The following is a 13,128-nucleotide window of genomic DNA, read 5'->3' on the forward strand; positions in this document are numbered from 1 at the left end:
TGGTTTAAATATTAAAAGTTAAATATGAAAATTATCGCCTTTGGAGGAAGTAACAGTAAGCATTCAATCAACAAACATTTTGCAACTTATGCAGCAAGTTTATTTGAAAATGCAGATGTTGAAGTTTTAGATTTAAATGATTTTGCAATGCCCTTATTTAGTGTAGATCTCGAAAAAGAGATTGGTCAGCACGAACTTGCAAAAGCATTTCTTGCAAAGATACAGAGTGCCGATATTTTAGTAGTTTCTCTCGCTGAAAACAATGCTAATTATTCCGCTGCTTTCAAAAATCTATTTGATTGGAGTTCACGAATAATTAAAGATGTTTTTCAGCTTAAGCCAATGTTATTATTGGCAACTTCTCCCGGAGCCCGAGGCGGAGCATCTGTTTTAGAAATTGCAAATAATGCATTGCCAAGATATGGAGCGCAAATTAAAGCTACTTTTTCATTACCAACCTTCGGCGCCAATTTTAATTTGGAAGAAAATAAAATTTCAAATAAAGAGTTAGATAAAGAATTAAAAGATATTATTAAAACTTGTTTTTAATCGATGACAATAAAAAAGATTACCGTTATATTTCTATTTCTGAATTTAATTTTTCTGCATTTATCCTATTCTCAAAAGTATAGTGAAGTAGATAAAATAGTTTTAAAATATCCAAAACAATTTGATTCAACAGAAGATTTAGCGAAAAAAATTCAAAAGAATTTTACTTCAGAACATGATAAGGCACGAGCAATTTACAGCTGGATTGCCTTTAATATAAAATACGATTATGCTTCGTTTTTAAATCCGCAGCGCACACAAGGTTTTAGTTATTCTACAGAGGCTGAAAAACAAAGAAAAATTCAGCAAATCAATGACAAACTGATTCAGAAAACATTTAATTCCCAAAAAGCAGTTTGCGAAGGTTTTACTGCTTTATACCAAAATTTAGCCGAATTAACAGGATTAAAATGTGAAATAATCAGAGGAGATTCAAAAACAAGATTAGCAGATATTGGTCGAAAAGAAACTTCATCAAATCATGCATGGAATATTGTTTTGATCGATAAAAAATGGCGATTAGTTGATGTTACCTGGGGTCAGGGATATTATGACGGCAGCAAAGGGAAAATGGTCAATGATTTTGATCCTGTTTATTTTGATACAGATCCTGATTATTTTTTTGCTAAACATTTTCCCGATTCCGGTTCGTATTTAGGAAATAAATTAAGCAAAGACGATTTCCTTAACGGACCTTTAATTTATAATAAAACAATTCAGCACGACTATAAAATCAAGTCTCCAGATTATGGAATAATTGAAGCAAAATCAGGCAATAAAATAACGGTTGAAATCAAAAATGTTTCAAAATCCGATGTTGTCTTCTATCTGAATAAAAAAAATCAGGCAGTCAAAATTCAAAATGCCAAAGAAAAACGAGGTGGTTTAGAATTCCAAATCACTTATGATAAAACTATTGGCGAATATCTCACCATTTTTGTAGATTCTTATAGTATTGTTTCTTTTAAAATAATCTCAAAGTAATTACTTATTATGAGAAGTTGATTTATATCATTTTCTTCTTTTATTGAATTGCCGTATCTTTATCATTAAGGATTTTTTAAAATAATATAAAAGCGGAATATGGAAACAACTTTTCTGAAATCAATTTTAGATAATGATTTCTATAAATTTACGATGCAACATGCCGTAATAAAACTTTTTCCAAAAGCTAAAGTGCGTTATGGTTTTATAAATAGAGGAAAACATATTTTTCCAACTGGCTTTGCTGATTTACTTCGAAAATCAGTTGATGCAATGGCAGATTTGAGACTGACAAAAAATGAAAAGCATTATTTAGCTAAATTTTGTCCTTATCTTGATCCTACTTACTTGGATTTTTTGCAAGGGTATAATTATGATCCGTCAGAAGTTCAGATAACTCAGGAAGGATCCGAAATTAAAGTTACTATTGAAGGTTTCTGGTATCGTACTATTTTATGGGAAGTGCCTTTAATGGCATTAATTTCAGAGCTTTTTTACAAATCAAATCTTTTGATTCGTTTAAACGATGATGCAATAAAAAGTGTGACCAAAGATAAAATCAATAATTATAATAAATTAGGAGTTTCAATTTTAGAATTTGGCACAAGACGTCGCCATTCCTATGATGTACATGTTTTAATAAATGAAACATTACAGGCTTTTGGTTCACAAAGTTTTATAGGAACCAGTAATGTGCACTTTGCAATGGTGAATAATAAGCGCCCTTTAGGAACCCATGCTCACGAATGGTTTATGTTTCATGCAGCACAATATGGTTTTAAAATGGCAAATTTGATTAGTCTTGAACATTGGACGCAAGTCTACGGCGGTGACCTGGGAATTGCCCTGACAGATACTTATACAACCGATGTCTTTTTTAACCAATTTGATAAAAAATATTCCAAACTTTTTGATGGTGTTCGACATGATAGCGGAGATCCAATTGAGTTTGCACAAAAGGTGATTTTGCACTATGAAAAAATGGGAATTGATCCAAAATCGAAAGTAATTGTTTTTTCGGATTCCTTAAATTATGATAAAGTAAAACTCATAACTGATTTTTGTAAAGATAAAATCAAAATGTCATTTGGTATAGGTACAAATTTCACCAATGATGTAGGTTTACCACCAATGAATATGGTCATAAAATTGACTGAAGTTAAATTGGACAACACACATTGGCAAGGCGTTGTTAAACTTTCTGACGAGAAAAACAAAAATACAGGAACTCCCGAAATGATTGCTTTGGCGAAAGAAGTGCTTGGAATCAAATAGTGTTTTTTGTATTACAATTGATTTTTTATATTTTTAACACCCGTATTATTTTAAAATCAATTTAAATAGAATTCAAAGCTGTTATTAATCGTAACAAAAAAAAAATACGCTTTCATTTTTTGACTATAAATGGTACATTAGCCAAAAATCCAATTTACTTTATGCTAGAGCAAAATCAATATACCGAAGATAATATTCGATCACTCGATTGGAAGGAACATATCCGTATGCGTCCCGGAATGTATATCGGGAAATTGGGAGACGGATCTTCACCGGATGATGGTATTTATATTCTTTTAAAAGAGGTTTTAGACAACTGTATCGATGAGTTCGTAATGGGCTCGGGAAAAACTATTGAAGTGACTATCAAGGATAAAACGGTTTCGGTTCGTGATTACGGACGTGGAATTCCGTTAGGAAAAGTAGTCGATGTAGTTTCAAAAATGAACACGGGAGGGAAATACGATTCTAAAGCTTTCCAGAAATCAGTAGGTTTAAATGGTGTTGGAACAAAAGCCGTAAATGCTTTATCGAACTATTTTCGTGTAGAATCAGTTCGTGATGATAAACAAAAAGGCGCTGAATTTTCAGCAGGAAATTTAGTTTTAGAAGAAGATATAATTGAAACAACGAAGCGAAAAGGAACGAAAGTAACTTTTACGCCAGATGAAACGATCTTTAAAAATTACAAATTCCGTATGGAATATGTCATTAAAATGGTTAAAAACTATTGTTATTTAAACAATGGTTTGACGATTATTTTTAATGGCGAAAAATACATTTCTGAAAATGGTCTTCGTGATTTATTAGAAGAAACAATAAGTGCTGATGATCTTGAATATCCAATCATTCACCTGAAAGATCATGATATTGAGATCGCTTTAACACACAGTAAAACACAATACAGCGAAGAATATCACTCATTTGTCAACGGACAGAATACAACGCAAGGAGGAACGCACTTAGCGGCTTACAGAGAAGCAATTGTGAAAACCATTCGTGAATTTTACAACAAAAACTTCGAAGCATCTGATGTTCGTAAATCGATTGTGAGTGCGATCAGTATCAAGGTAATGGAACCGGTTTTTGAGTCTCAGACCAAAACCAAATTAGGTTCTACAGATATGGGGTCTGATGATGGAACGCCAGCTGTATCTGTTCGTACTTTTGTAAATGATTTTGTAAAGAATAAATTAGATAATTACCTACATAAAAATCCTCCAACGGCTGATGCCTTATTACGTAAAATTCTACAGGCAGAACGTGAGCGTAAAGAGTTATCAGGAATTAGAAAACTGGCAACAGATCGTGCTAAAAAAGCCAATCTTCATAATAAAAAATTAAGAGATTGCCGTGCACATCTTCCAGATACAAAAAACCCAAGAAACTTAGAAAGTACGCTTTTTATTACCGAGGGAGATTCGGCTTCCGGATCGATCACAAAGTCACGTGATGTAAATACACAAGCCGTATTTAGTTTGCGTGGTAAGCCTTTGAACTCGTACGGAATGACAAAGAAAATTGTTTATGAAAATGAAGAATTCAATTTATTGCAAGCGGCGTTAGATATCGAAGACGGACTGGAAAAATTACGTTACAACAATATCGTAATCGCAACAGATGCCGATGTCGATGGAATGCACATTCGTTTATTGTTGATTACATTTTTCCTTCAGTTTTTCCCGGAATTAATCAAAGAAGGACATTTGTACATTTTGCAAACGCCACTTTTCAGGGTTCGAAATAAAAAAGAAACGATCTATTGTTATTCAGATGAAGAAAGAAGAGATGCGATAGAAAAACTAAAACCAAAACCGGAAATCACTCGATTTAAAGGTTTAGGAGAGATTTCACCGGATGAGTTCAAGAATTTCATTGGAGAAACGATTCGACTTGATCCAATTATGATTGATAAAAACACCTCGATTGAGCAATTATTGTCTTTCTATATGGGAAAAAATACGCCGGACAGACAAGAGTTTATTATTAAGAATTTGAAGGTGGAGTTGGATGCGGTTGAGGCTGATGCTTAAAATAAAATTTTAATAATTAGTAACTTAATTTCGTGTATGAAAAAATATCTTTTCGTTTTATTAATTTTATTATTTATTTCTTGCCAGTCAAAAAATGAAGAGAAAAAAGAACTGATTCCTAAAAACCCAATTACAAAAGTTGTAATTGAAGAAAAAAATGATAGCTTAATTTATAAAATTAAAGACAATACAATAGTAATAGGTGGTGATACATTAAAAATAGAAGCTCCTTTTATTTATTCTTTTGATGGAACACTTGATAATAATAAAAAAATTCAAATTCATATTTCTAACAGATTAACTGAAGAATATGGAGGATATTGGAAATCAGGCCGTCTTTATATTGATGGAGAAGATCAAATTTTCGGTTTTGGATTAGTAAAAAACGGGAAAGAGGATTTCTACACAGGAAAAGCATCTTCTTATGATGAGAATAATAACGGGAAAACTATTTGTAAACTCAAATTATACAATCTGTTTACTGATGAAATGTTTGTAGAGTGCATCTATAATAAAAAAGTATATAAAATTTATCCAAGTAAAAAATTTCCATCTTATAAATGTTTTGATAAAATAGACTATACATTATTTGATACCAGAGAAGCTTATAAAAAAGGGCAAGGAAGAGATTATACGCCGTCAAGGAATTATACTTTCCTGGGAGAAATTTTATCAAATGATAAAAGCTTTGAAGCTTTAAGTTCGAATCTAAAGTATTTGTCTAGCGATTCCCTCAGCATAAAAAATCATGATAAATGGAAACATAATTTTGATAGTAAAAAGGCTGTAAAGGATGAAGATAATTATGCGTCAGAAAGCTTATTTATAAGCTCACCTATTTTTATTGACTCAAATATTTATGTAGTTTATCATTATTGGTACAATTATATGGGTGGAGCACATGGTTTATACCGTACATCATACGATAATTATGAAGTAAGTACCGGAAGAAAAATAGAAATAGAACAAATTCTAAATACAAAAAATGAAAATTTTATTGATTTTTATGAAAATAAAATTAGATCAGAGTATGGTGATGGATTATCAGATAAAATAGAAATGGCCAATACTTTTTATGTTTTGCCAACAGGAATTACTTTTTCTTATGCTCCATATGAACTTGTTGGTTTTGCAGGTGGAGAACCTGAGATTTTTTTCAGTTATGAAGAATTAAAACCTTATATTTTAAAAAACACAATTCTGGATAACTATAATTAAGATTAAGAATATACTAACTTTGATTTATTATAAAATCAGGTTCAGAATTGAAAATACAAATTTATAATTTCGAATATAAATAAATGAAAGACGAAGAAGACGATAACATAATTCCAAACGACGACGAAAATAATTCTGAAGAGAACCAGATTGATGAAAATCAGGAAGGAGATGACGATGAAATTATCAACGTAGATGCTAAGAATTTCGAAGGGCAGCATTTTTACGAAAATCAGGAAGAAGAAGGAGATGACGTTATTACAAAAGTAACGGGAATGTACAAAGACTGGTTTCTGGATTATGCTTCATATGTAATTCTGGAGCGTGCAGTTCCGGCTATCGAAGATGGTTTTAAACCCGTTCAGCGTCGTATTATGCACTCTTTGAAAGAGTTGGATGATGGTCGTTATAATAAAGTTGCCAATGTTGTTGGGCACACGATGCAGTATCACCCACACGGAGATGCGAGTATTGGTGATGCAATGGTACAAATAGGTCAGAAAGAATTATTGATTGACTGTCAGGGAAACTGGGGAAATATCTTAACAGGCGATGGTGCGGCAGCTTCTCGTTATATTGAAGCACGTTTATCTAAATTTGCCTTAGAAGTTATTTACAGTCCAAAAATTACCGATTGGGGAGTTTCATACGATGGTCGTCGTGCAGAACCAAACAATCTTCCGGTAAAGTTTCCGTTGCTTTTGGCACAAGGAGCAGAGGGAATTGCGGTTGGACTTTCGACTAAAGTTTTACCTCATAACTTCAATGAATTAATTGATGCTTCGATCAAGATTTTAAAAGGAAAGCCGTTTACATTATATCCGGATTTCATGACACAAGGTATTGCCGATGTGTCTAATTATAATGATGGACTTCGTGGCGGACGCGTACGTGTTCGTGCTAAAATTGCTCAGTTAGACAAAAACACATTGGTGATTACGCAAATTCCGTTTTCTACTAATACAACGACTTTGATTGACAGTATTTTGAAAGCCAACGATAAAGGTAAAATCAAAATCAAGAAAATTGAAGACAATACAGCGGCAGATGTTGAGATTTTAATTCATCTTTTCCCAGGAGTTTCTCCGGATAAAACCATTGATGCTTTGTTTGCTTTTACAGCTTGCGAAACGTCTGTAGCGCCTTTAGGTTGTGTTATTGAAGATAATAAACCGTTGTTTATTGGCGTTTCTGAAATGTTGAAAATTTCAACACACAGAACGGTTGATTTACTTAAGCAGGAATTAGAAATTCAGTTAGAAGAATTAAAAAACAAATGGCATTTTTCTACTTTAGAAAAAATCTTCATTCGTGAAGAAATGTACATTGAATTCAAATTATATTCTGATAGAGAATCGCTGTATAAATATTTATATGACAGATTTGAGCCGTTTAAAAAATCATTCGTCAGGGAAATTACCGATGATGATTTACAAAGACTGACTCAGATTCCAATGATTCGTATTACTCGTTTTGACTCTGATAAAGCAGATGATTTTATCGCTAAGTTAGAAGATGAAATGAAAGAAGTAGAGCATCATTTAGCCAATCTAATAGATTTTGCTATTGCATATTTTACCAAGTTAAAAGAAAAATACGGAAAAGGTCGTGAACGCCAGACGGAACTTCGTGTTTTTGATAATGTTGAGGCTACAAAAGTAGTTTTGCGTAACACAAAATTGTATGTAAACCGAGAAGAAGGTTTTGTTGGAACAAGCCTTAAAAAAGATGAATATCTTACAGATTGTTCTGATATTGATGATGTAATTGTGTTTTTGCGTGACGGAAAAATGCTGGTAACAAAAGTCGATGCCAAAACCTTTGTAGGTAAAGATATAATTCATGTTGCTATTTTTGATAAAAGCGATAAACGTACGATTTACAACATGATGTATCGTGACGGAAAATCTGGTCCATCGTATATAAAACGTTTCAATGTTTCGGGTGTAACACGTGATAAACCGTATGATTTAACAAATGAAACGGCTGGTTCGCAAGTAGTTTATTTTTCACACAATCCAAATGGAGAAGCCGAAGTAATTACGATACTATTGCGTCAGGTAGGAACGATCAAGAAATTAAAATTTGATATTGATTTTGCCAAATTAGCGATTAAAGGACGAGCTTCAAAAGGAAATTTAGTTACTAAATATCCAATCAAGAAAATCGAATTAAAAGAGAAAGGAATTTCTACTTTATTACCAAGAAAAGTTTGGTTTGATGATACTGTAAAACGTTTAAATGTTGATGCAAGAGGTGAATTATTAGGAGAGTTTAAACCAAGTGATAAAATCTTGATCATCAATCAAAGTGGTAAATTAAAGGTTATTATACCTGAATTGTCTACTCATTTTGATGAGGACATGATTGTTTTGGAGAAATTTAAACCTAAAAAACCAATCTCTGCCATTTATTTTGATGGAGAAAAAGAACGTTATTATTTAAAACGTTTTCTGGTTGAAACCGATAAAGAAGAAAGCTTTATTACGGAACATCCAAATTCGCAATTAGAGATTGTCTCAACAGATTATCGTCCGGTGGCACAACTTATTTTTGCAAAAGTAAAAGGAGTTCAAAAAGAAGATTTACATATAGATGTTGAAGATTTTATAGCTGTAAAAGGTTTCAAAGCATTAGGAAATCAACTTACAACTGATAAGTTGAAACAGGTTAATTTGTTAGATCCTTTGCCATATGAAGAACCGATTGAAGAAGTTCCTGAAAAACCTGAGTTAGATGAAGATGATTCAGTAGAAACAGAACTCGATGACGATGGTCAGATTGGTTTGGTTTTAGACTAATATAAAATTGAAAAGCGCTAAGAATATCTTAGCGTTTTTTTATGTTTTAATTTTAAAATTTTTCAGTTTATTTTTTTCTGTTCAAAAAGTATAATTATTTTACTTCGATTTTATTGTTCTGATCTTGTGGTTTATCCCAATAGTTAAAAACCTTATTATTATACTATAATAATTTAAAGGGGGTATATTTTTGAAACTTGAAATCTATATTTGAATAAAAAGGAGGAATGAAAAGCACACTCATTTTTATAGTTTTATTATTTTGTAGCTGTACAAATAATAAATTTTATGGTCATGTTTATGATTACGATACGGAACAACCACTTCAAAATGTTTTTATAGATATTAATGGTACTAAAATACAAACAGATAGTTCAGGATATTTTTATTTGAAAGTAAATTCAAATTCCATACTAAAATTGTCATTGAGGAAGGATGGATATTCAACTAAAAATCTTTACCGAAAGCCAGATTCTTCAGGAGGCTTTTCTAAAAGAAATTTAAGCAATAATAAAATTTATTTATTTAATGAGAAAAGTGACTTTTCTAAAAAATGATTCAATTTGAAATATTTAATTTATGATTGCCAATAGATTTGGTTTGTAAATAGGATAAAAACCAAAAACGCTAAGATAATCTTAGCGTTTTTTATATAATTAATTTTCTGAGTTTAGTTTTCAAGAATATTTATCAATTCTTCCTTAATCCATTTTACTTCATCATTTTCAATAATAACAGTCATTGTGTCTCCGTCTTTTACTTCTCCGGAGATTATTTTTTTTGCCAATGGTCGTCGCAAATGACTTCTGATAATGCTTTTAATTGGTCTTGCTCCATATTTTGCATTGTATCCATTTTCGGCAAGATATAATTTAGCCTCCATAGGGATTTCAACTTTGATATTGATGTTTTTTAATAAATCCATAAATTCTTTTTTAAGATGGATTTCGAATATTTTCAAAGCATTTTCCTTACTGATAGGCGCAAAAGGTACAATTTCGGTTAATCGTCCTAAAAACTCAGGTCTGAAATAATTTCCCATAATCTCCATCAATGAAGTTGAAGTTGGAATTTTACCACTATTAAATGTGTCAACAATATGATCAGCTCCAATATTTGAGGTAAAAAGAATAATTGCATTAGAGAAATCACCTTCTTTTCCTAAACGATCGTGTAATTTTCCTTCATCCATAATTTGAAGGAAAACATCGTAAACAGAAGCATGAGCTTTTTCAATTTCATCAAATAAAACAATTGAATACGGTTTTTGTCTGATCTTGTTTACTAATAATCCACCTTCTTCATAACCTACGTATCCCGGAGGCGCACCGTAAAGCAATGCTGCTGAATGTTCCTCTTTAAATTCCGACATATCGAATCGGATTATGGCATTTTCATCCTGGAAAAGAAATTCGGCTAAACTTTTTGCTAATTCTGTTTTTCCAGTTCCCGTTGGTCCTAAAAAAAAGAATGACGCAATAGGTTGTCCTGCTTTGCTTAATCCGGATCTGGATTCTAAAATTGATCCTGCAACGGTTGCAATACAATGATCCTGACCAATAACTCTTTTATTTAAAACTTCCTCAATATTATTAAGTTTTTGCTTTTCCTCTTCTTTCAGTTTTCCTGCAGGAATTCCTGTTTTTTTTGCAATAATTAATGATAAGTCAAACGCTTCAATATGAACACGTTTGTCTAATGCTTTTTCTTCAAGAGTTTTAATAAGACTCTCAATATAATTAATTATTGATGTAGAATTTTCAAAATTTTTATTTTCGTTTTGCTCGTCTACATCCATTAAAAACGATGTTTTATGAACTAAATCGGTCAAAAACCAATTTGCTTCCTTAAGTAATTGATCTTCTGATAAAGCGGAATCATTTTGCTTTAAAGTGGCAAGCTTATCAACAATAGATTGTTTTTCTTTTAAAAAAGTTTCGCCGGATGTCTTTAATACTGACATCGTGTGATCGATAAGATTTATGGCAGATTCCGGTAAGCTTTTCTCTTTTAAATATCGACGTGATAACCGAATTGATTCAGATATTGTTTCATCGTCAATTTGTATTTTATGATGTTCCTGATAGGTTTTAATTGATTCACGAATCATTCGGAATAAAGTATCATCGTCTGATTCTTCCAGTTTCACAATTTCAAACATTCCCGAAAGACCTTGTTCCTTTTCAATCCTCTTAGAATATTCATCAATTGTAGAAGTCGCAATTATATTAAGACCTTTCGCTAATTCGCCTTTTAATACATTCGAAACTCCAGAATCACCACCGTTTTTGTCTAATAGGGTGTGAATTTCTTCAATTATAAGAATAGCTTTTGGATATTGTTTCAATTCCTGAATACAGTTTTTTAAACGGTCTTCGATTTCGCCTTTATAGGAAGCTCCTGCAATTAACGACGATAAATCCAATTCAAAAAGTTGTACTTTGTTTAATGCATCGGGAACCTGATTCGAGATTACATTTTGAACAACTGTATCAATCAATATTGATTTACCAATTCCTCGATCACCAATTAAAAGTACATTGGGTTTAGAGAATCTGCAAAGGATTTCTTTTATGGTATTTAATTCTGTTTCACGGCCAATAGCTAGTATCCGGTTCTTTTTTTTCTCAATATTTTTATGAATAGCATATTTACCCAAAAATCCTTTTTTGATTTGTTGTTTGGTATTATTTTCACTTTGTGGAATAATTTCCTGATCTTCGAGTAATTCGTTTCTCGAAATAGGATAGGTTTTCATCTGATCAAAATTAAAACCAACACCAGGCGAACTAATAGCGACAATTATGGCATAAAGGCTAATTTCATCCTCATTTAATGCAATTCGTACTTGTTCAGCTTCTTTTATGATGTCATCTATCAAATCACTCGGTTCGGCATCGAGAACATTAGTCGTTTTCGGTTCCTCTTCCATGCGCACTTCTGCCCATTCATCAAGATAGTAAACATCCTTGCCCATAGCTTCAAGACGTTTCAAAAGAGATAAATCCCTGTTTAAAACAGCTTTTAATAAATGAGAGGCTGAGTAATATTTATTTAAATTAGCCTTAGCAATTTTTTTAGCAATTTCCAGTGCACTTAATAATTCGATGCTGAAAACGTTTTTTTCTTCTTCCATACAATTTAATCTTTAGACCAGATCAGGTATTTTTTGACCTTGTAGCTGATATTTAATCCTTTAATGCAATTGTTTTGTTTGTCTTTATTAAGTCGAATTGATTCTATTCTGATCTTTTTTCCTTTAATTGAAGCACATAATTGCGAAAAAGTGATCAAATCGGCATCATTTTTCACAATCGGAATATCAAGATCATCACATAAAAATTCGGCAAAATCATCTTTTACTTTGCTTCCTTCAGCTACTTTATTTAGTAAAATTTCAAACTGATCTTCAGATATTTTAGGCGCTTTTTTAACGACTTCTACACTATCTCTTTTAGTTTTATTTTTTGGTGCAACGGGAACATATTGAAGCATTTCGTCCAGTGGATCTTTTTTTGCAGTTCCTCTTGGCAGGGCAAAAGCTTCGGCACTTTTTTCATAAACATAAGACGTCACATCTAATGGATTTGTTTTTTTAATTACCCTTGGATGAACATAAATCACCCTTTTTGCAACCGTGCTAAAATTTCCGTTTATAACAAGTGTAATTGTTTTTTCACCAGGTGTTGCAAAGGTATAAACCGCGTCAGATGCAGTTTCATCAATACCTCTGTTTTCGCCAAATGCCCACTCCCAGGTTTTGGCATTTTCGGATGTGGATTTGAAATATGTGGGTTGACCCGCCGTAATAATTTTGGGTACAATAATCTGTGGAGTTCCTAATTTATCAACAGCATATTTGTCTTTAATATCAATTTCTTTTGTGTGCATACAATCCCCATTTATTGTTAGGGATACAAAGTATTTTCCCGGTTTTTTATAGATATGAAAAGTATGTTTTCTTACATCAGTTTCAGAGCCGTCACCAAAGTTCCATTGCCATGATTTTGCATTAGGTGTTTTATCATAAAACTCAATAGATTCCTCGGTTTGCGAGTTATCCGAGAAGATGTAGAACTTAGCGTCTTCACAATCTACATGATTGAAAAACTGGACTATAAAAACAATAATCCCAATTAACAGCAAGATGACAAAGAAAAACACAACCCTAATATCAATATTTTTTTTAATCATTTTAATATTTTAATTTTTTTAAGAAGTCAGATATTTTTTAACAAATTAAAGCAAAAGTAGTTTTATTTATTTTA

The 13,128-nt window shown here is 31.9% G+C and carries 9 protein-coding genes; 7 read left to right on the forward strand and 2 right to left on the reverse strand.

Going from position 1 to position 13,128, the window contains the following annotated elements:
* Positions 1–24: 24 nt before the first annotated feature.
* The 7 genes from KHA90_RS08905 to KHA90_RS08935 all read left to right on the forward strand — a co-directional run bounded on the left by KHA90_RS08905 (position 25) and on the right by KHA90_RS08935 (position 9,417).
* A complete protein-coding gene (locus KHA90_RS08905) occupies positions 25–549 on the forward strand; it encodes an NADPH-dependent FMN reductase (RefSeq protein WP_213298062.1) in 525 nt (174 codons plus the stop codon).
* Between the two features lie 3 nt (positions 550–552).
* Positions 553–1,533, forward strand: a complete 981-nt coding sequence (locus KHA90_RS08910) for a transglutaminase domain-containing protein (RefSeq protein ID WP_213298065.1) — start codon at positions 553–555, stop codon at positions 1,531–1,533.
* Between the two features lie 99 nt (positions 1,534–1,632).
* Complete coding sequence (pncB, locus tag KHA90_RS08915; protein ID WP_213298068.1) at positions 1,633–2,808, forward strand: nicotinate phosphoribosyltransferase; 1,176 nt, start codon at positions 1,633–1,635, stop codon at positions 2,806–2,808.
* Between the two features lie 161 nt (positions 2,809–2,969).
* Entirely contained in the window at positions 2,970–4,841 is a 1,872-nt protein-coding gene (locus KHA90_RS08920; protein ID WP_213298070.1) for a DNA topoisomerase IV subunit B, read from the forward strand.
* A gap of 36 nt (positions 4,842–4,877) precedes the next feature.
* A complete protein-coding gene (locus KHA90_RS08925; RefSeq protein ID WP_213298073.1) occupies positions 4,878–6,059 on the forward strand; it encodes an RsiV family protein in 1,182 nt (393 codons plus the stop codon).
* An 83-nt stretch (positions 6,060–6,142) separates the two neighbouring features.
* Positions 6,143–8,860 carry a DNA gyrase/topoisomerase IV subunit A gene (locus KHA90_RS08930; protein ID WP_213298076.1) on the forward strand — a complete coding sequence of 906 codons (2,718 nt, stop codon included), beginning with the start codon at positions 6,143–6,145 and terminating at the stop codon, positions 8,858–8,860.
* Positions 8,861–9,087: 227 nt separating this feature from the next.
* The gene (locus KHA90_RS08935) at positions 9,088–9,417 is read left to right on the forward strand and encodes a peptidase associated/transthyretin-like domain-containing protein (RefSeq protein WP_213298079.1); all 330 of its coding nucleotides are present in this window, start codon (positions 9,088–9,090) and stop codon (positions 9,415–9,417) included.
* A 113-nt stretch (positions 9,418–9,530) separates the two neighbouring features.
* Here KHA90_RS08935 and KHA90_RS08940 read toward each other — a convergent pair whose 3' ends face one another.
* Entirely contained in the window at positions 9,531–11,996 is a 2,466-nt protein-coding gene (locus KHA90_RS08940; RefSeq protein ID WP_213298082.1) for an AAA family ATPase, read from the reverse strand.
* Positions 11,997–12,001: 5 nt separating this feature from the next.
* A complete protein-coding gene (locus tag KHA90_RS08945) occupies positions 12,002–13,054 on the reverse strand; it encodes a PKD domain-containing protein (RefSeq protein WP_213298085.1) in 1,053 nt (350 codons plus the stop codon).
* Positions 13,055–13,128: the final 74 nt, after the last annotated feature.

This window comes from Flavobacterium psychroterrae, assembly GCF_018380615.1.
GTDB lineage: Bacteria > Bacteroidota > Bacteroidia > Flavobacteriales > Flavobacteriaceae > Flavobacterium > Flavobacterium psychroterrae.

Bases quoted from the DNA above. Each gene is read 5' to 3' on its own strand.
- KHA90_RS08925 (WP_213298073.1), top strand. From the start codon at position 4,878: ATGAAAAAATATCTTTTCGTTTTATTAATTTTATTATTTATTTCTTGC.
- KHA90_RS08935 (WP_213298079.1), top strand. From the start codon at position 9,088: ATGAAAAGCACACTCATTTTTATAGTTTTATTATTTTGTAGCTGTACA.
- KHA90_RS08910 (WP_213298065.1), top strand. From the start codon at position 553: ATGACAATAAAAAAGATTACCGTTATATTTCTATTTCTGAATTTAATT.
- KHA90_RS08930 (WP_213298076.1), top strand. From the start codon at position 6,143: ATGAAAGACGAAGAAGACGATAACATAATTCCAAACGACGACGAAAAT.
- pncB (WP_213298068.1), top strand. From the start codon at position 1,633: ATGGAAACAACTTTTCTGAAATCAATTTTAGATAATGATTTCTATAAA.
- KHA90_RS08940 (WP_213298082.1), bottom strand. From the start codon at position 11,996: ATGGAAGAAGAAAAAAACGTTTTCAGCATCGAATTATTAAGTGCACTG.
- KHA90_RS08905 (WP_213298062.1), top strand. From the start codon at position 25: ATGAAAATTATCGCCTTTGGAGGAAGTAACAGTAAGCATTCAATCAAC.
- KHA90_RS08920 (WP_213298070.1), top strand. From the start codon at position 2,970: ATGCTAGAGCAAAATCAATATACCGAAGATAATATTCGATCACTCGAT.
- KHA90_RS08945 (WP_213298085.1), bottom strand. From the start codon at position 13,054: ATGATTAAAAAAAATATTGATATTAGGGTTGTGTTTTTCTTTGTCATC.